Source organism: Pandoraea terrae (assembly GCF_902459695.1).
Classification (GTDB): domain Bacteria; phylum Pseudomonadota; class Gammaproteobacteria; order Burkholderiales; family Burkholderiaceae; genus Pandoraea; species Pandoraea terrae.
On record NZ_CABPRZ010000001.1, the window covers coordinates 238,760 to 258,991 of the forward strand.

Sequence of the window (20,232 nt, forward strand, 5' to 3'; positions counted from 1 at the left end):
GCTGCGGGGATATGGTCAAATACGCCTCGCGGGCGTTGGAATCGTACGTTCCCCTCAGCATTATGCAGCTTCCACGAAAGGGACAGGTTTGACGACAGCATTCGACACATCTCCCCGCCAACGCAGTGGCCGCCACATGGCTGCCTGCGCGTTGACGGCACTTCTCGCGTGGCTGGGGCTGGCGACGACGCCCGCACAGGCCGAGTATCGCGTCCAGGTCGAAGCGCCGCGGGCACTGGCGACAATCCTCAGGACGCACCTCGATCTGGTGCGCTTTGCCGGCCGCGACGACATCGGCGACGCGCAGTTCGAACACCTCGTGACGACCGCCGGCGAGCAGGTGCAGGAACTGGTGTCGACGGAGGGGTACTTCTCGCCGGTCACGAACGTGGACGTCAAGACCGATAACGGTAAGCGCACCGTCCGGGTGACGGTCGACCCGGGACCGCGCACGCACATCGAAGGGGTCGACCTCGAATTCACCGGAGCGGTCGCGTCGGAGGATCCGCAGCGCGTCGCCCAACTCAAGAATGCGTGGGGATTGCCGGCGGGTGAGCCGTTTCGCCAGGAAGACTGGGACAAGGCGAAAAGCGAGACGCTGTTCCGGTTGGGCCAGAAGCGCTATCACGCCGCGCGCATGCGGTTTTCGCGCGCCGTCGTCGATGCGGATCATCAGCAGGCGACGTTGTCGGCCGCGTACGACAGCGGGCCGCCGTTTACACTCGGGCCGCTGGTCATTACCGGGACCAAACGCTATCCCGAGCAGATCATCCGCAACGTCAATCCGCTGCATGAGGGCGAGGCGTTCGATGGCGACCGTCTGCAGGAATTGCAGCGCCAGATCCAGAACACGCCGTATTTCTCCAACGTGGTCATTGGCGTGACGCAAGACCCGGCGAAGGCCAGCGGTGCGCCGGTCGAAGTCAAGGTCAGTGAATTCCCGGCGCAGCGCGTGCAAAGCGGCGTCGGTTATACGACCGACACGGGCGCCAGCGTGCAGGGGCGTTATTCCTACTACAACGTGTTCGATCGCGCGTGGGTCTTCGACACGCAGGCGCGCATCGAACAGAAACGTCAGACCGGCTATGCCGAACTCGCCATGCCGCCGGACCCCGGCGCTTATGTGAACAGTTTGCGCACGTCGTTCGACCGCACCGATCTGAATGGGCTCGACAAGCGAAGCCTGCAAGTCGGTGTCAAGCGCGCGCGAACACGCGAGTTCTATGATTGGAGTTATGCGCTTGACTTCTACCGCGACGATGAACGGCCGGCCACCGGCGAACGCTTCCTGAACCGCGCCATGGTGCCAAGCTTTTCCTGGACACGCCGCAACGTGGACGACCTCATCTTTCCCCGCAAGGGCAACATCATCAACGCGCAGATCGGCGCGGCGGTGCAGGGCGCGATGACGGATCAGACGTTCGGGCGCGTCTACGGACGCATCCGGCAATATTTCCCGGTGGGGCAGCGCGACATCGTCATCGCCCGCCTCGAACTGGGCGCGGTCATCACGAACGGGAGCGACCAGCGTATTCCGGCTTCGCTCCTGTATGCTGCCGGCGGATCGGGGTCGATTCGCGGCTATACGTACCAGAGCATCGGCATCGTGCGCGGCGGCACCACATTTCCGACCAAGTACTTGGGCACCGCAAGCGCCGAATACCAGCATTGGCTCACGCGCGAATGGGGCGGCGCCGTGTTCTGGGACACCGGCACGGCCACGGACGGCCTGAACAAGGGGCCGATATACAACGGCGTCGGTGTCGGCGTTCGCTGGCGAAGTCCCGTCGGGCCCGTCAATGTCGATCTGGCCTACGGCGCGCGCAACAAGCAGTTCCGTCCGTCGATCTCGCTCGGGGTGGCCTTCTGATGACGCGCGACGCCACCCCGCCGCCCACGCCGCCCACGCCGCCCACGCCGCCCCGTCGCCCGCACCGCTGGGGGCGTTGGTTCGCCGGGACCGTCGTCGCGCCGCTGCTGATCGTGGCGTTGGCCGCGGCGTTGCTCGGCTGGGCGCTGACGAATGAACGCGGCAGCCGCTGGCTCTGGCAAACGGCCGTTTCCGTGATGGACGGTAAGCTCACTGGCGAATGGCGCGGCGGCACCTTCGCGCACGGCATTCGTGTGGATGACGTGCGCTATCTCGACGGCGCGACGCGCATTACGGTGAGTCATCTCGACGGCCGTTGGCAGCTTGGCATGCAGCCGTGGCATCTGAACGTCGATCGTCTGCACGCGGGCGACGTCGAGATCGTGCTGCCCCCGTCGCCGCCAACCACTACGCCGACCAAATTGCCCGAAAGCCTGACGCTACCCCTGGGACTCACGCTCGGCGACATCCGCGTGACCAAGCTCACGCTCCACACCCCCGACCTGGTGTTGCAGGACGTGCGCTTGTCGGGCCGCAGCGATGGCCGCGACCACACGCTGTTGCTCGATCGTGTGGCGACGCCTTACGGCGACGTCAACGCGAACCTGAAACTGTCGGGTTTGCGCCCGTTCGTGCTGGGTGGCGATCTGGGCTTGCGCGGCACGGCTGGCAAGATGCCGGTGCAGGTGCAGGCGCGGCTGACCGGTTCGCTCGAGGCGCTCGGCGTCACGCTCGACGCCACCGGCGAGAAACTGAATGGGCATGCCGTGGTGGATGCAGCGCCGTTCGCCGAGGTCCCGCTCAAGCGCGCACAGATTTCCGTCGACCATTTGAATCCGCGCGAGTTTGCGCCGTCGGCGCCGATCGCGGATGTGTCGGTGCAGGCCGATTTGCGCCCCGTGCCGGACGCCGCCACCTTCCGCGTCAGTGGTCCATTGACCGTGATCAATGCCGCGCCCGGGGCGATCGATGCCGCACGCGTGCCGGTGTCCTCATTGCGCGCCCAGGTCGAACTCGACGCGCAGCGGCAGGCGTTGGCGTCGCTCGATGTGCGTTTGGCCCGGCGCGCGGTGCTCACGGGCAGCGGGGAAGTGCGCCGGGTGGCGGTCAAGAACGCGGCGTCGGGAGAGGCCACCGAGGCCATGGCCGGGGCCTTTGCGCTCGCCGTGCGCGATCTGGATCTGCGCGAACTCCACGGCAAGCTGCCGGCGACGGCGCTGGCGGGGCCGCTCGACGTGACGCTCGACGCCAGCGGTCAGCGGATCGTGATGGATTGGCGCGACGCCGCCCGCCGCATGCGCGCCGACGTCACGCTGAATGCGGATGGCACGACGATCCACGCGCTGTCGCTCGATGCCGGCGCCGGGCAGGTGGCTGCCACGGGCTCGCTCGGGAACGGCGAGAAAGGTCCGTATCGTGCGCAAATCGAGCTCACACGCTTCGATCCGGCGGCGTGGTACGACCTCTACGGCCCGCAAAAGAAGGGGGCGAAGTTGCCGCTGGCAAGCGTCACGGGGCAGCTCGACGCGGAAGGCGAATTACGGCCCGAATTGCGCCTGGCGCTGAAATTCGCGCTGCACGACAGCGCGTACGCCAATTTGCCGATGAGCGGCGGGGGCATGCTGCGCCTGGCCGGTTCGCGCATGATGCCAAGCGACGCCAGCCTGCTCGTCGCGGGCAACCGCGTGGTCCTGAAGGGCAGTTTCGGTGCGGCGGGGGACAAGTTGTCGGTCAATGTTGACGCGCCCGCGCTCGACAAACTGGGCTTCGGTCTGTCGGGCCTGCTCAAGCTCGATGGGCAATTGGCAGGCACGATCGAACGGCCGACGGCCGTCGCGAACGTGCGGGCGGAAAGTCTGGCGTTCGGCGAGCAGAAGCTGGCGCATCTGAGCGGCAAGCTCGATATCAGCGGCGGGCTGCATGGCCAGCCCCAGGACCGGCTCAACGCAACGCTCGACGGTACCGGATTCTCCAGCCCGGCCGTCACGCTGGATCGCGTGAACGTCGCGCTGGCCGGCACGCGCGGCGCGCACACGCTCAAGTTGCTTGCGCACGGAAAGGTGCGGCAGGCGGCGCTCGGGGTGTCCGTCGCGGCGGCGGGCGCCATGACGGACACCCGTGCCGGCGTCGGCTGGCGGGGCACCGTGCAAACGTTGGAGAACAGCGGCTCGGCCCGTTTGCACCTGGCTGCGCCGTGGCAGGTCGAGGCCTCGGGCGAGCACATTCATCTGGGCGCGGCGACGTTGACGACGGCCGCCGGCACGCTCGTCCTCGCAAACTTTGACTACGGCGCGGGCCAGATGCGGTCCGCAGGTGCGTTGCAGGCGCTCGACGTCGGGCAGATCCTGAGTGTCGTGGGCACGCTGACGGGCGAGACGCCGAGCGTCGCGAGCGATCTCGTGCTGGACGGCCGCTGGAATGTGCAGTTGGGCCAGCGTGCCGACGGCTTCGTCGAAGTCGTTCGGCGCAGCGGCGATGTTTCGCTGCCGCGCGGCGGCGTGAACCCGCACGTCAATGTGACGGTCACCGGCATTCCCGGGCTGACCACGGAGCGCGGCGCGATCTCGCGCATTGCGCTGGGACTGTCGGATCTCAAGGCCCGCCTTGAACTGTCCGGCAATACGGCGAAGGCGACCGTGCGGGCTGCGTCGGGACTGGCAGGCACGCTCGATGCGGACGCCGCGACGACCCTCAAGCTCGACAATGGCCTGCCGCGCGTGCCCGATGACGCGCCGCTGTCGGGGCGGATCGCGATGGCGGTACCGGACCTGTCGAAGCTCGGGACGCTCGCGGGCGCGCAGTATGCATTCAAGGGCCGCGCGAAGCTGCAAATGACGTTGGCGGGAACGGTCGGGCGGCCGCGGCCCACCGGGGAACTGACTGGGGACGGGCTGTCCGTCGCGATGTTCGATACGGGCATCGGTCTGAACGACGGCCGCGTGCGCGTGGCGCTCTCGCCCGATGCGATCGATTTGCGCGATGTCGTCTTCACGGGCGGCGCCGGCGGGACGCTGCGCGCCACGGGCCGGATCCGTCTCGACACGCCCGAACCTGCCATGGACGTCTCCATCGTCGCAGACAAGTTGCAACTGTTCGCCGCGCCGGACCGGGAACTGGTGCTGACAGGGCAGGCGAAAGCGGCGGGGTCGGGCGAGACGCTGGCCGTCACCGGCAAATTCACGGTGGATCGCGCTCGCTTCGACATGCCGCCGGCGAGCGCGCCAAAGCTCGGCGACGACGTTCTGGTCGTTCGCGGCGGCGCCACGGCGCGGGGCGCGCCGGTGAAGGCAACCGAGGAAGCCGCGCGCATCGGCGCGCGTCCGGCCGGCCGCTTCTCGCCACGCATCGATATCGAGATCGATCTTGGCCGCGATTTCCGCTTCAAGGGGGCCGGCGCCGATTTGCTGTTGCGCGGCAGCCTGCGATTGCAGGGCGAGCCGCTCACCCCCCTGCGCGCCGTAGGGACGATCAAGGTGGCCGAGGGCACATACGAAGCGTTCGACCGAAAACTGGCGATTGACCGTGGCCTGATCAACTTCCAGGGGCCGCTCGACAATCCGGATATCTACATTCAGGCCATGCGCCGCAATCAGGACGTGGCCGCCGGCGTGTTGGTCACCGGGACCATCCGTCAGTTGCGCGTGGCGCTGGTGTCCGAGCCGAACGTCTCCGACGAGGAAAAGCTGTCGTGGCTGCTGTTCGGCCACGGTCCCGACAGCGCCGGCCTGGGGCAGCGGCAGGCGATGGCGGGCGCGGCTGTGGCGCTATTGGGCGCGACCGGCGGCAGGAAGGTGATCAAGGACCTCGGCATCGACGAGTTCGGCATCGGCACGTCCGATTCGGGCTTGCCCGACGATCAGCAGGTCGTGAAGGTCGGCCGCGCGCTCTCTGACAACTTCTCGCTCGGCGCCGAACAGAGCCTGACCAGCGCGGCGACCATCGTCAAATTGACGTGGCAGGCGTCGCGCCGCTGGCAGTTGGTGCTGCGCGCCGGCTCGCTGAACGGGTTTGACGTCCTGTTCAACCGCCGTTTTGATTGAGCGCCGGCTGTCGCGGCATGCCAATGCCGCGGTGGTCGTCGTACACTGTGGCCACCCGCCACGCCCCGATATGCAGGAGTCCACAATGCCGCTATCCACAACGTTGAGCAAAGGAGTCGCCATGGGTCTGTTTGCCAGTCTGCTCGCGCTGTTCGGCTGCGACCAGCAGCAGATCGACAAGGTGCGCCAACAGGCGCGCGACGCGGTCAATGCGGTCAAGCCCGACAATTTGATGTTGAAGGACTTGAAACCCGGCGAGTCGACGGAAGCGGACATCCGCGGCCAGATGGGCAAGCCCGAAATCGTGTGGGAGAACGAGGACGGCTCGCGCCGGCTTGAATATCCGCGCAGCCCGGGCGGCTTGCGGACCTATATGGTCGATATCGGCCCGGACGGCAAGTTGCGCGCCGTCTCGCAGGCGCTGACCGACCAGAATTTCCAGCAAGTGCGGCCCGGGATGACGAAGGATGACGTGCGGCGCCTTCTCGGCAAGCCGACCTCAGTCGCGGAATACCGCTTGAAGCGCGAAGAAGTCTGGAGCTGGCGCTGGCTGGAAGACGGCGTGAACACCAGCGCGCTGTTCAATGCGCATTTCGGGCCGGACGGCCGCATCGTCACGACCTCCCGCGCGCCTGATCCGGCGGGCGAGCGCCCCTGATCCATCGGCCCGGGGCGGCACCCACGCCGCCCCGGCGGGCTTACTTCACTCGCATGCCCGGCTTCGCGCCGCTGTTGGGCTCGAGGATGTAGATGCCCGGCTCGGCCTTTTCGTCTTTGGCGGAGGCGGCGAGCACCATGCCTTCTGACAGCCCGAACTTCATTTTGCGCGGCGCGAGGTTGGCGACCATCACCGTCAGCTTGCCGACCAGCTGCTCAGGCGCATAGGCCGACTTGATGCCCGAGAACACGTTGCGGGTTTTCTCTTCGCCGACATCGAGCGTCAGTTGCAGCAGCTTGTCGGAACCCACGACTGGCTGGCAATCCACGATACGCGCGATACGCAAATCGATCTTCGCGAAATCGTCGATGCTGATGAACCCGTCGCCGACATCAGCGGCAGGCACAGCCGCCGTCCTGGCTGCGGCCGCGGCTTTGCCCTTTGCGTCGGCGGCAGCTGCGGGCGGGGCGGCCTGCAGCGAATCGCGGTTCGCGGCGAGCATCGCTTCGATCTGCTTGCCCTCGACGCGCGTCATCAGGTGTTTGTAGGCGGCCACCGGATGGGCTTCGGAGAGCGGCGAGGCCACGTCCAGCCACGTCAGCGGCGCGATGTTCAGGAAGCGCTCGACCGCTTCGGCCGTACCCGGCAGCACCGGCTTGAGGTACAGCGTGAGCAGGCGGAATGCCTCCAGGCAAACGCTGCATGCCTCGTGCAGGGCCGCGGCGTTGGCCGGGTCCTTCGCGAGATCCCAGGGCTTGACCGTGTCGACGTAACCATTGACGGTGTCCGCCAGCTCCATCACGTGGCGCAACGCCTTGCCGTACTCGCGGGCCTCGAACAGGCTGGCGATCTGCGGCGCGGCGGCACGCAGCTCCACCAGCAGCGGCAGCGACATCGCGGCAGGGGAGATCCGGCCCTCGAAGCGCTTGAGCAGGAAGCCGGCCGCGCGGCTGGCAATGTTGACGTACTTGCCGACCAGGTCGCTGTTCACGCGCGCGACGAAATCATCGAGGTTCAGGTCGATGTCTTCCATCGTGCTGTTGAGTTTCGCGCCGATGTAATAGCGCAGCCATTCCGGATTCAGGCCCGAATCGATGAAGCTTTGTGCCGTGATGAAAGTCCCGCGCGACTTCGACATCTTCTGGCCGTCGACGGTCAGGAAGCCGTGCGCGAACACGTTGGTCGGCGTGCGATGGCCCGAGAACTCGAGCATGGCGGGCCAGAACAGCGTGTGGAAGTACAGGATGTCCTTGCCGATGAAGTGGAACTGCTCGGTGTTCGTCCCCGGCTTGACCCATTCCTCGAAATTCAAGCCTTTCTGCTCGCAAAGATTCTTGAAACTGGCGTAATAGCCGACCGGCGCATCGAGCCAGACGTAGAAATACTTGCCGGGTGCGCCCGGGATCTCGAAGCCGAAATACGGCGCATCGCGCGAAATGTCCCAATCGGCCAGCGTCGAGCCGCCGTCGGCCTCGTCGCCATTGCCGAGCCATTCCTTCATCTTGTTGGCAGCTTCGGGCTGGGCGAGGCCCGCGACCCACCGGCGCAGGAACTGTTCGCAGCGCGGGTCCGACAATTTGAAGAAATAGTGCGTCGAAGTCTTGCGCACAGGCGTCGCACCGGACACGACCGAATACGGATTGATCAGCTCCGTCGGCAAGTAGGTCGAGCCGCAGACTTCGCAGGAATCACCGTATTGGTCCTTGGCGCCGCACTTCGGGCACTCGCCCTTGATGAAACGGTCCGGCAGGAACATTTCCTTGACCGGGTCGTAGGCTTGTTCGATGTCCCGCGCCTCGATCAGGCCCTCGGCTTGCAGCGCCAGGTAAATCTGCTCGGAAAGCACGCGGTTTTCGTCGGAATCGGTCGAATAATAGTTATCGAACGAAATGCCGAAGCTGTCGAAATCGCGTTTGTGCTCGAGCCAGACGCGGTCGATCAGCTGCTTGGGCGTGATGCCTTCCTTCTCCGCACGCAGCATGACCGGCGTACCGTGCGTGTCGTCGGCACCGACGTAGTACACCTCATGCCCCTGCATTCGCATGAACCGCACCCAAATATCGGTCTGGATGTATTCCACCAGGTGGCCGATGTGGATCTGGCCATTGGCGTACGGCAGTGCGGAAGTGACAAGAATGCGGCGGGACATGTCGTATGGGTTGGGTGAAGAAGGGAGTGGACGTCAGTGACGCAAGCAGTGATTTTAGCAGGCGCGGGGCTCGGGCGGGCGGCGCGCCCCGCTTTCGTGCCTGTTCACGCGGATAACGGGCAAAAAAAAGCCGGAACCATGGCTCCGGCTGAACTAGGCACACTAAACGTCAAAAACAAAGAGGAGATGGAAGCCGGGACGGCGCTTCCGTGAGGTCTGAGGCGCCCGCGCAGGATAAGTTCAAACGATTCATTGTGCGGCGCAGCATGCTTAGCCGCGCGGTGCTGCTTGCGCAGCGCGCAAATAAATCTCCACGCGGCGGTTTTGCGCGCGGCCGGCTTCCGTGCCGTTGTCCGCGACCGGCTGGTTCGGGCCACGGCCTTCGGCGGACAGGCGTTGACGGGCCACCCCGTGGTCACCCAGATAGTTGGCCACGCTTTCGGCGCGCGCGCGCGACAGATTCATGTTCAACTGCATGCTTCCGGTGCTGTCCGTGTGGCCCACGACCGCGGCCGTGACTTCAGGGCTCTGGTTGAGCGTCTGGGCGACCTGGTCGAGCACGCTGCGGAAGTTCGGCGCGATCGTGGCGCTGTTGGTGGCGAATGACACGGAGCTCGGGATATTGACCTTCAGCGAGCCGTCGGGTTGTTCCGAGATCTGCGTGCCCGTGCCTTGCGTCGCGCCGGTCAGCTTGCCCTTGATGGCCGACCAGTTGTAGCCGGCCGCACCGCCTGCCGCCGCGCCGACGGCGGCGCCGACCAACGTGCCGGTGGTGTTGCCGCCGATCAGGTTGCCCAGCCCCGCGCCAACCGCGGCGCCAACGCCCGTGCCGACGGCCGTGTTGGTGCCCTGCTGCGTCTGGCAGCCGGCCAGCAGTGCGGCGGCGGCGACGACGACGGCGGATACGCGAAGAGTATTCTTGTCCATGGAAGGCTCCTTATCGATTAACTTGCTGTGTGGTGTGACATGCGTGGAAACCGCCTCGAAGCACGCGCGCCGGGCAGGGCTATTGATCGCGCCGGCGCACTACCTCTTACAATACTGCCGAGTACTGGCAGCAGGCAAGGGACCGGAGTTCCAGCGAGGAGTTCCCCGAAAGCACGTGCGCTTGAATCGTAGACGAGTCTGTGCGCCACGTTTGTTACAAGTTGTTAGCGCTGCTGCGCATTTTGATTTGCGGCAGCGAGACAGGACATGTGAGAGAGACCGAGATGAACGTTGAAAGCATCAACGACGTATTGCGCGGCATCGTCGACCCCGATACCGGGCTCGACCTGATCGGCGGCAAGTATGTCAAGCAGGTGGCGGCCGACAATGGCCACGTCGGCATCGAGATCGAGTTCGGCTATCCCGCGAAGAGCCAATTCGAGGCCATGCGCGAGCGCATCGTCGCGGCCGTGTCGACGCTGCCGGGCGTCGAACAGGTGATCGTGCAGGTGGGCCAGAAGATCGTCGCCCATGCCGTCCAGCGCGGCGTGAAGCTGCTGCCGGGCGTGAAGAACATCGTGGCCGTGGCCTCGGGCAAGGGCGGCGTGGGCAAGAGCACCACGGCGGTTAATCTGGCGCTGGCGCTGGCTGACGAAGGTGCGCGCGTCGGCATCCTGGACGCCGACATCTACGGCCCGTCGTTGCCGACCTTGCTCGGTATCCACGGCAAGCCGCAATCGAAGGACGGCAAGACGCTGGAGCCGATGATCGGTCACGGCCTGCAAGCGAGTTCCATCGGTTTCCTGATCGAGCCCGATAACCCCATGGTATGGCGCGGCCCGATGGTGACGCAGGCGCTCGAGCAATTGCTGAACCAGACGAACTGGCAGGACCTCGACTATCTGATCGTGGATATGCCGCCGGGCACGGGCGACGTCCAGCTGACGCTGGCGCAAAAGGTGCCGGTTACCGGCGCGGTGATTGTCACGACGCCGCAGGATCTGGCGTTGCTGGACGCGCGCAAGGGCGTGAAGATGTTCGAGAAGGTCGGTGTGCCGATTCTCGGTCTGGTCGAGAACATGAGCGTACATATCTGCTCGAACTGCGGCCACGAGGAGCCGATTTTCGGCGTGGGCGGCGGCGAGCGCATGTGCCACGACTTCGGTATCGATCTGCTGGGCAAGTTGCCGCTGGAGATGAGCATTCGCGTGCATGCCGACGCGGGCGTGCCGAGCGTGGCGGCCGAGCCGGACGGCAAGGTGGCCGAGCGCTACCGCGCCATTGCGCGCCAGATGGCGGTCAAGATTGCGTCGAAGGCGAAGGACATGAGCAGCAAGTTCCCGTCGATCGTGGTGCAGAACACCTGAGGCGCGGGCGGGGCCGGAGCACTTTCCGCCCCGCACCGCAACAATCGCGTAAAATGTCGCCTTCTTTCCACGCACCACGGAATTCAGGCGCAATATGACCATCAAGTCCGATAAATGGATCCGGCGGATGGCCGAAGAGCACGGCATGATCGAGCCCTTCGAGCCCAAGCAGGTCCGAGCCTCGCAGGACGGGCAAAAAATCGTCAGCTTCGGCACGTCGAGCTATGGCTACGACATCCGCTGCGCCGCCGAATTCAAGATTTTCACGAACATCAACTCGACCATTGTCGACCCGAAGAACTTCGACGAGAAATCTTTCGTCGATTTTTCAGGCGATGTCTGTATCATTCCGCCCAATTCGTTCGCGCTCGCGCGCACGGTCGAGTACTTCCGCATTCCCCGGAACGTCCTGACCGTCTGCCTGGGCAAGTCGACGTATGCGCGTTGCGGCATCATCGTCAACGTGACGCCGTTCGAACCCGAATGGGAGGGCTACGTGACCCTGGAGTTCTCCAATACCACGCCGTTGCCGGCCAAGATCTACGCCAATGAAGGCGTGGCGCAGGTGCTGTTTTTCGAGTCCGACGAAGTCTGCGAGACCTCGTACAAGGATCGCGGCGGCAAATATCAGGGACAGCGTGGCGTCACGCTGCCCAAGACCTAGCGCGCCCCTGGCCACCCGCCCCAGGTGAATGCGCACGCATCGCCCCCAATGAGCCACCGTCTATCCGGCGTGTGGCTCGTTTCTTTGAAGGAACGCCAATGAAATTCCGTTTTCCGATCGTCATCATCGACGAGGATTTCCGCTCAGAAAACATTTCCGGGTCCGGGATCCGCTCGTTGGCGGAGGCCATCGAAGCCGAGGGCATGGAAGTGCTCGGCCTGACCAGCTACGGCGATCTGACCTCGTTCGCCCAGCAGGCGAGCCGTGCGTCGAGCTTCATCCTGTCCATCGACGACGACGAATTCGGTACCTTCAGCAGCGAATCCGGGGGCGAGGGCGAGGGTGAGCTTGCGCTCGCCATCATCAACCTGCGCGCCTTCGTCGAGGAAGTCCGCCGCCGTAATCCGGACATTCCCATCTTCCTGTATGGCGAGACCCGCACCTCGCGCCATATCCCGAACGATATCCTGCGCGAACTGCACGGGTTCATCCACATGTTCGAGGATACGCCCGAGTTCGTGGCGCGACATATCATCCGCGAAGCGCGTTCGTATCTCGACTCGCTGCCGCCGCCGTTCTTCCGCGCGCTCACGCACTACGCAGCCGACGGTTCGTACTCGTGGCACTGCCCCGGACACTCGGGCGGCGTCGCCTTCCTGAAGAGCCCCGTGGGGCAGATGTTCCACCAGTTCTTCGGCGAGAACATGCTGCGCGCCGACGTCTGCAACGCCGTGGAAGAACTCGGCCAATTGCTTGACCACAATGGTCCCGTCGCCGCTTCCGAGCGCAACGCTGCGCGTATCTTCAGCGCCGATCACCTGTTCTTCGTGACGAACGGTACGTCGACCTCGAACAAGATCGTGTGGCACGCCACCGTGGCGCCGGGCGACATCGTCGTGGTCGACCGCAACTGCCACAAGTCGATCCTGCACGCGATCACGATGACCGGCGCGGTGCCCGTGTTTCTTACGCCCACGCGCAATCACCTCGGTATTATTGGGCCGATTCCGAAGTCGGAGTTCGAGCCGGAGAGCATCCGCCGCAAGATCGAAGCGAATCCGTTCGCCCGCGAAGCGCTGGCGCGCAATCCGGATGCAAAGCCGCGCATTCTCACGATCACGCAAAGCACTTACGACGGCGTTGTCTACAACGTCGAGATGATCAAGGACATGCTCGGCAACACGATCGACACGTTGCATTTCGACGAAGCCTGGCTGCCGCACGCGACCTTCCACGAGTTTTACCGCGACATGCACGCCATCGGCGAGGGCCGTCCGCGCTCGTCCGAAGCGATCGTCTACGCCACGCACTCCACCCACAAGCTGCTCGCCGGAATCTCGCAGGCCTCGCAGATCGTGGTGCAGGATTCGGAAGCCGGCAAGTTCGACACGCACCGCTTCAACGAGGCGTATCTGATGCACACGTCGACGTCGCCGCAGTACGCGATCATCGCATCGTGCGACGTGGCCGCCGCGATGATGGAGCCGCCGGGCGGCACCGCGCTGGTCGAGGAATCGATTCTCGAAGCCATCGACTTCCGCCGCGCCATGCGCAAGGTGGACAAGGAGTACGGCGATTCGTGGTGGTTCTCGGTGTGGGGCCCCGAGCATCTGTCGGACGAAGGCATCGGCGAGCGCGAAGACTGGGTGCTGCGCGCCAATGAACGCTGGCATGGCTTCGGCGCGCTGGCCGAAGGCTTCAACATGCTCGATCCGATCAAGGCCACGATCATCACCCCGGGCCTCGACGTCGACGGCGAATTCGGCGAGTCGGGAATTCCCGCCGCGATCGTCACGAAATACCTCGCGGAACACGGCATCATTGTCGAGAAGACGGGGCTGTACTCGTTCTTCATCATGTTCACGATCGGCATCACCAAGGGCCGCTGGAACTCGATGGTCACCGAGCTGCAGCAGTTCAAGGACGATTACGACCACAACCGGCCGCTGTGGCGCGTACTGCCGGAGTTCGTGCAGCAATTCCCGCGCTACGAGCGTATCGGCCTGCGCGATCTGTGCGATCAGATCCACAGCGTGTACAAGGCCAACGACGTGGCACGCGTGACGACCGAGATGTACCTGACGGACATGCAGCCGGCCATGAAGCCGACGGACGCGTTCTCCAAGCTCGCGCATCGCCATATCGACCGCGTGCCCATCGACGAACTTGAAGGCCGTGTGACCAGCGTGCTGCTCACGCCGTATCCGCCGGGCATTCCGCTGCTTATCCCCGGCGAGATCTTCAATGCCGCCATCGTGCAGTACCTGCGCTTCGCCCGCGATTTCAACGAGCGATTCCCGGGCTTCCACACGGATGTCCATGGCCTCGTCGTCGAGGAAATCGACGGCCGTCCCGAGTATTTCGTGGACTGCGTGCGCGACTGAGCGCTGCGGCCGTACGCAACAGGGCATGGCAAAAGGGCCGTTCAATGAGCGGCCCTTTTTTCTTCGTCGCACCTGCCCGTGAGCGGGTTATTGTGGCGGCAGCTTGGCGCGTGCAGCAGCGATGGCGCGTTCGACTTGCGCCGGCGCCGTGCCGCCGATGTGGTTGCGGCTGGCCACCGAGCCCTCCAGCGTCAGGAAGCCGAACACGTCATCGGTGACGAGCGGTGAAAACGCCTGCAACTCGGCGAGCGACAAATCGGCGAGGTCGATGCCGCGATCCGAGCAGATGCGCACCGCATGCGCCACGGCTTCGTGGGCATCGCGGAACGGCAGGCCCTTCTTGACGAGATAGTCGGCCAGATCGGTCGCGGTCGAGAAGCCTTGCAGCGCAGCGTTGCGCATGGCTTCGGCGCGCACCGAGATGCCAGGCACCATGTCTGCGAAGATGCGCAGCGTATCGACAACGGTATCGACCGTGTCGAACAGCGGCTCCTTGTCTTCCTGATTGTCCTTGTTGTACGCGAGCGGCTGGCCTTTCATCAGGGTCAGCAGGGCGATCAGGTGGCCATTGACGCGGCCGGTCTTGCCACGCGCGAGTTCGGGAACGTCCGGGTTCTTCTTCTGCGGCATGATCGAGCTGCCGGTGCAGAAACGGTCGGCAAGGTCGATGAAGCCGACGCGCGGGCTCATCCAGAGGACCAGCTCTTCCGAGAAGCGCGAGACGTGCGTCATGACGAGCGCGGCTGCGGCGCAGAATTCAATGGCGAAATCACGGTCCGACACCGCGTCGAGCGAATTGCTGCAGACTTCGTCGAAACCGAGCGTCTTGGCAACGCGTTCGCGGTCGATCGGATAGCTGGTGCCGGCCAGCGCGGCGGCGCCCAACGGCAGACGGTTCACGCGGCGGCGCAAGTCGACCATGCGCTCGGCATCACGCGAAAACATCTCGACGTAGGCGAGCAGGTGATGGCCGAACGTGACCGGTTGTGCCACCTGCAGGTGGGTGAACCCGGGCAGGATCGTGGCGCTGTGTTGCGCGGCCAGGTCGAGCAGCGCACGACGCAGATTGCCGAGCAGCGCACCGATCTGGTCGATTTCGCTGCGCAGCCACAGACGGATGTCGGTCGCGACCTGGTCGTTGCGCGAACGGCCGGTATGCAGGCGCTTGCCCGCGTCGCCGATCAGCGACGTCAGGCGGGCTTCGATATTCAGGTGGACGTCTTCCAGGTCGAGTTGCCAGTCGAACTCGCCGCGCTCGATTTCACCGCGGATCTGCGTCATGCCGCGCTGGATGTCGGCCAGATCCTGCGCGCCGATGATGCCCTGCGCCGCCAGCATGTCGGCATGCGCGAGCGATCCTTCGATGTCGAACAGGGCCAGGCGCTTGTCGAAGAACACCGAGGCCGTATAACGCTTGACGAGATCGGAGACAGGTTCGGAGAAGCGGGCCGACCAGGCTTCGCCCTTCTTGGAGAATTGGGATGTCATTGTCGTGGCTGCACTAGGGAAATCGGTCGGGCGCGTCAAAAACCGCAAGACGCGGGCCGCGAGACCCTGATTATAGCAATGCCAGCGTCATGCCCCGCTTTGCCGACGCCGCGCACAGCCCGGACGTGGCTTGATCGAACGCCGCCCGCTGCAGCGCGCCCAGCTTGCGGGCCTGCGCCAGCCGCTCGCGCGCTTGAAGGATGCGGGCCTGGCGCGCCGAGCCGGCCGGCAGCGCACAGACACGTCCGAGATTTTGCAGCAGCTCGCCCGACAGCGCATCGAGACGCGGCCGCAGGGTGGCGCCGAGATCCACCGCCTTGCCCGGCGCACCGCCTTGACGCTGCCAGCGGGCCAGCAACGCCGTCTGCACGACTTTGCCCGCCTCGATCTGCGCGCGGAAGAATGTGCGCGCTTGCGCCCCGGTCACGCCATATTGCGGCGCCTGCCTGGCCACGGCATCGAGCAACGCCTGTTCGCGCGGCGTGTCCTGCACGGGCTTGCCCGTATCAAACTTCGACCGCGCGACGGCTTCGCCGATCGCCAGGCGCTCGAGCACGCCTTGCAGCAACGGGTCGACCACCGGGTCGGCCGCTGCCGCCGGCCGGACGCCGGCGGGATCCCGGGGCGTCGCGGGCAAGGCTGCCGCGCGATAGCCCCCGGCGGCTTGCGCGGCCTGCGCCGCAATGGTGCGAACCCCGCGCGGTGCGGGCTGGGCGGCCGCCGTCGCATCGGATGCCGCCTGGGCGACACATGAATATCCCGCAGCCAGAACACTCAGGCAGGCCAGGCGCCCGACACGATGAGCAAGGAACACAAAAGGCCTCATGGAGTCTCGCTAAGTCACGGCGGCACGCGTCGCGCCGAATCGACGTCAGCCGAATGTTAGCGCGAACGCCCGAGGCTGTCGTTGGGCGGAATCTCAATCTGTCCAGCGAATGGCGGTCATCCGGACAAAATGTTGACCGTCATGCATCCGGCGCACGCGCAGGCTCGTATCTGGGTTACGGGCATCACGCCCGGTCCCCAAAGGAGCCTCATCATGCAAGAACACAACGATTCCGTCTCGTCCGCCGACCGCCTCCCGCAAGATGCGTATGACGCCCCCACGTTGGCGCGCCGGGGATTCCTGCGCGCGCAGGGCCTCATGACGCTGGGCGCGCTGGCGGCCGTCAGTCTGGGCCGCAGTGGCGGTGCCTGGGGCGCGACGATGTCGAAGAGCGAAACCGAAGACATTGCGATTCTCAACACTGCGATCGGACTGGAATATCAAGCCATCGCCGCCTATCAGGTGGGTGCGGAGAGCGGTTTGCTGCAAAAGCCGGTGCTGGATGTCGCCGTGAAGTTTCAAGGGCATCACAAGGCCCATGTCGACGCGCTCGCCGGCGCGGTGCACAAGATGGGCGGGAAACCGGTTGCGGCCAAGGCAGCAGCGGAGTATCAGTTTCCCGTCGCGCAACTCAAGACGCAAGCCGATGTCCTGCGCTTCGCCGCCGGCCTGGAAAAAGGGGCGACCGGCGCGTATCTCGGCGCCGTGCCCATGTTCCACAACAGGGATTTGTCGAAGGCCGCCGCGAGCATTCTCGGGGACGAGAGCATGCACTGGGCGATTCTGCTGAATGTACTCGGTGAAGACTCCGTGCCGGGCGCGTTTGTGGGCTGAGTTAGCCCTACGCCGCCGGCAGCGGGCCGCGGCACTGCATGTGCCGCGCCCGCCGTCATGCAACGATGCCGTGCTCCGCCGGATCAGCCGGTATTGCGCAAGCCGGCCGCGATGCCGTTGATCGACAGGTGAATCCCGCGCCGCGCGCGCTCGTCGGTCGTGCCCGTTCGGTGACGCCGCAGCAGCTCGACCTGCAAGTGATTGAGCGGATCCAGATACGGGAAACGGTTCTTGATCGAACGCGCCAGGAGCGGATTGTCGGCCAGGCGCTCATCGTGCCCGGTAATCTGCCCGAGCGCTTGCGTCGTGCTCTCCCACTCGCGCACGATGTGATCGAACACGCGCTGACGCAGCGCTTCGTCCGCCACCAGTTCCGCGTAGCGCGAGGCGACGGCGAGGTCCGTCTTCGCGAGCACCATGTCCATGTTCGACAACAGGTTCGAGAAGAACGGCCAGCGCTTGTGCATCTGCTGCAGCAGCGCCAGACGCTTCTCGCGATCCGCCGCGGTTTTCGCGCCGCCCAGGTAGGCCGAGACCGCGCTGCCGAAGCCAAACCAGCCGGTCAGCAGCAAGCGGCACTGGCCCCACGAGAAACCCCACGGAATCGCGCGCAGATCTTCGATGCGGCGGTGCTTCGGGTCGGAGAATTTGCGCGATGCCGGGCGCGAGCCGATATTGAGCTCGGCGATCTCCGCGATCGGCGTGGCCGCGAAGAAATAGTCGGTGAAGCCCGGTGTTTCGTACACCAGCGCGCGGTAAGCGGAGAACGCAGAATCGGACAGCGCCTGCATGACCTGCTCGTACGCCGCGAGCTTCGGCGGCTGATTGCGGCTCGGCAGCAGCGTGGCTTCGAGCGTGGCCGCCACGATCGTCTCCAGATTGCGCCGGCCGATCTCGGCGTTGGCGAACTTGCTGGCGATGATTTCGCCCTGTTCTGTCAGACGGATCTGGCCGTTGACCGTGCCCGGCGGTTGCGACAGGATGGCCTGATAGGTCGGACCGCCGCCTCGGCCGACCGTGCCGCCGCGGCCGTGGAACAGGCGCAGGCGAATGCGCTTCTCGTCGAAAAGATGCACCAGCGCAAGCTCCGCCTTGTAGAGCTCCCAGTTGGATGTCAGGAAGCCGCCGTCCTTGTTGCTGTCGGAGTAACCGAGCATGACTTCCTGCTCGCCGCCCTGTTGCGTGACGACGGCGTCCATGCCGGGCACGTCGAGCCATTCACGCATGATGACCGGCGCGTTGCGCAAGTCGGCGATCGTCTCGAACAGCGGGATGACCATGATGCCGAGCTTCGCCGGATGCTTGATGTCGCCGAGTGCGCCGTCGAAGAGGCCCGTTTCCTTTTGCAGCAGCATGACTTCCACCAGATCGCTGACCGTTTCGGTGTGCGATATGATGTAGTTGCGTACGGCGCGTCCGCCAAAGCGGGCGCGAATCTCGCGTGCGGCGGTGAACACGGCGAGTTCGTCGAGGGTACGTTGCGAATAGTCCAGGTACGGCGAGAACAGCGGGCGCGGCTGGCGCAGTTCCGCCAGCAACAGCGCAAGCTTCCTGTCCTCGGAAAGCGACGCGTAATCGTCCACGACGCCGGCTTTCTCGAACAGTTCGGCGACGACGGCTTCATGAATGTCGGAGCTCTGGCGCAGGTCGATGCTGGCCAGGTGGAAGCCGAACACTTCCGCCGCGCGCACCAGCGGTCCGAGCCGCTGCTTGACGAGCGCCGCGCCGTGATGCGCGGTCAGCGACGCGACGACCGTGTTCAGGTCGGAGACGAACTCGCTGGCATTGTGATACGCCGGCGCCGGGCCGACCGCCACGCGGTGCGGCACATGTCCGACCCAGGCTTGCGACGTGGCCGCCAGGCGCGCGTAGATGCCGATCAGCGCGCGGCGATACGGTTCGTCCGCGCGGTGCGGCGAGTCGTCGGGCGAGCGCTGTGCCAGCGTCAGCAGGGCGTCGCTAGCCCCCGCGAGCAAGTGGGAGACGGACAATTCGGCGCCGAGCGCGTGCACTTCGTCGAGGTAGTACGCAAAAATTTCGGTCGCCTGGCGCGTGATGGCGAGCGTCAGCGTCGGTGCGGTGACGTTCGGATTGCCATCGCGGTCGCCGCCGATCCAGCTGCCCATCTGCAGGAACGGCGCGAGCGTCTGCGCACGCAGGTCGGGCGCCACCGCCGAGAGTTCGGCGCCGATGTCGGCATACAGCGCGGGGATTTCGGTGAGGAACGTGCTGCGGTAGTACGACAGCGCGTTTTCGATTTCGTCGGCGACCGTCAGGCGCGAACTGCGCAGCATGCGGGTCATCCACAGCGACGTGACGTGCGCGCGCATCAACTCGGTGTTCTGCGCGAGCTCGCGAGCGGTCAGCGGCAGGTCGCGCTCGGCGAGCAGGCGGGCGATTTCGCGCTCCGCGTCGAGAATGCTCTTGCGTTGCACTTCCGTCGGGTGCGCGGTCAGCACCGGCACGATCAGCGCGCTCGAGAAGAACGCCCGCAGCGTGGCCGGATCGGCGCGGTCGGCGGCAACGAGGCTTTGCAGGGCGCACGCGAGGCTGCCGGCCTTCGGCTTGCTGCCGGCCAGCGCGTGTACGCGGCGGCGGCGATTATGGTGGCGGTCTTCCGCGATATTGGCGAGGTGCGAGAAGTAGCTGAACGCGCGCACGACGGAAATCGACTGTTCGCGCGTGAGGCCATTGAGCTGCGCATCGAGCGCTTCGGCGGCGGCGGCGTCGCCTTCCCGGTGAAACCGGACCGCGTTCTGGCGGATGGTCTCGACGATGTCGAAGATCTCGCTGCCCTGCTGTTCGCGCAAGACTTCGCCCAGCAGACGGCCGAGGAAGCGTATGTCCTCCCGCAAGGGCGCGTCTTTGTCATCCCGGCCCCGGCGCGCGGCGGCGCTGCCGGCGACCGTGGTTGCGGAGGAATTCGTGGGGCGCAGTACCGTTGCGCCTGCCGTTGCGCTGCTCTTCATGACGCTCCTCTCATGGCCGGCCAGAACGACTGAACCGGCAAGCGTGTTACCATTTT

General features: G+C 65.3%; 12 protein-coding genes. 7 read left to right on the top strand and 5 right to left on the bottom strand.

From position 1 onward, the window contains the following. The first annotated feature begins 136 nt into the window (after positions 1-136). The 3 genes from PTE30175_RS01105 to bamE all read left to right on the top strand — a co-directional run bounded on the left by PTE30175_RS01105 (position 137) and on the right by bamE (position 6,568). Positions 137-1,870: an autotransporter assembly complex protein TamA gene (locus tag PTE30175_RS01105; protein ID WP_150695390.1), complete on the top strand. Its 1,734-nt coding sequence runs from the start codon at positions 137-139 to the stop codon at positions 1,868-1,870. Then, positions 1,870-5,910 carry a translocation/assembly module TamB domain-containing protein gene (locus tag PTE30175_RS01110; protein WP_150695202.1) on the top strand — a complete coding sequence of 1,347 codons (4,041 nt, stop codon included), beginning with the start codon at positions 1,870-1,872 and terminating at the stop codon, positions 5,908-5,910. Before PTE30175_RS01105 ends, PTE30175_RS01110 begins: the two co-directional genes overlap by 1 nt. 121 nt (positions 5,911-6,031) lie before the next feature. Beyond that, a complete protein-coding gene (gene bamE / locus PTE30175_RS01115) occupies positions 6,032-6,568 on the top strand; it encodes an outer membrane protein assembly factor BamE domain-containing protein (RefSeq protein WP_150695391.1) in 537 nt (178 codons plus the stop codon). Between the two features lie 40 nt (positions 6,569-6,608). On the opposite strand, the gene metG is transcribed toward bamE, so the two are convergent. Both metG and PTE30175_RS01125 read right to left on the bottom strand, forming a co-directional pair. Further along, entirely contained in the window at positions 6,609-8,717 is a 2,109-nt protein-coding gene (gene metG / locus PTE30175_RS01120; protein WP_150695203.1) for a methionine--tRNA ligase, read from the bottom strand. Positions 8,718-8,987: 270 nt separating this feature from the next. Next, positions 8,988-9,644: a YiaD family glycine zipper/OmpA-like lipoprotein gene (locus PTE30175_RS01125; protein ID WP_150695204.1), complete on the bottom strand. Its 657-nt coding sequence runs from the start codon at positions 9,642-9,644 to the stop codon at positions 8,988-8,990. Between the two features lie 284 nt (positions 9,645-9,928). Between PTE30175_RS01125 and apbC the strand changes: the two genes are divergently transcribed. The 3 genes from apbC to PTE30175_RS01140 all read left to right on the top strand — a co-directional run bounded on the left by apbC (position 9,929) and on the right by PTE30175_RS01140 (position 14,059). Continuing rightward, positions 9,929-11,011, top strand: coding sequence for an iron-sulfur cluster carrier protein ApbC (apbC, locus tag PTE30175_RS01130; RefSeq protein WP_150695205.1), 1,083 nt, complete (start codon positions 9,929-9,931; stop codon positions 11,009-11,011). Between the two features lie 94 nt (positions 11,012-11,105). After that, positions 11,106-11,675 (top strand): dCTP deaminase, encoded by a 570-nt coding sequence (gene dcd, locus PTE30175_RS01135; protein WP_150695206.1) that lies wholly within the window; start codon positions 11,106-11,108, stop codon positions 11,673-11,675. A 98-nt stretch (positions 11,676-11,773) separates the two neighbouring features. Beyond that, positions 11,774-14,059, top strand: a complete 2,286-nt coding sequence (locus PTE30175_RS01140) for an arginine/lysine/ornithine decarboxylase (protein ID WP_150695207.1) — start codon at positions 11,774-11,776, stop codon at positions 14,057-14,059. Between the two features lie 87 nt (positions 14,060-14,146). On the opposite strand, the gene argH is transcribed toward PTE30175_RS01140, so the two are convergent. Together argH and aroQ are read right to left on the bottom strand one after the other, a co-directional pair. Then, positions 14,147-15,547 (bottom strand): argininosuccinate lyase, encoded by a 1,401-nt coding sequence (gene argH, locus PTE30175_RS01145; protein ID WP_150695208.1) that lies wholly within the window; start codon positions 15,545-15,547, stop codon positions 14,147-14,149. A gap of 70 nt (positions 15,548-15,617) precedes the next feature. Continuing rightward, on the bottom strand, positions 15,618-16,373 hold the full coding sequence (gene aroQ / locus PTE30175_RS01150) for a gamma subclass chorismate mutase AroQ (protein WP_150695209.1): 756 nt from the start codon (positions 16,371-16,373) through the stop codon (positions 15,618-15,620). A 213-nt stretch (positions 16,374-16,586) separates the two neighbouring features. On the opposite strand from aroQ, the gene PTE30175_RS01155 reads away from it, so the two are divergent. Then, positions 16,587-17,207, top strand: a complete 621-nt coding sequence (locus PTE30175_RS01155) for a ferritin-like domain-containing protein (RefSeq protein ID WP_150695210.1) — start codon at positions 16,587-16,589, stop codon at positions 17,205-17,207. 83 nt (positions 17,208-17,290) lie between these two features. On the opposite strand, the gene ppc is transcribed toward PTE30175_RS01155, so the two are convergent. Beyond that, positions 17,291-20,176 (bottom strand): phosphoenolpyruvate carboxylase, encoded by a 2,886-nt coding sequence (gene ppc / locus PTE30175_RS01160; protein WP_150695211.1) that lies wholly within the window; start codon positions 20,174-20,176, stop codon positions 17,291-17,293. Between the last annotated feature and the right edge of the window lie 56 nt (positions 20,177-20,232).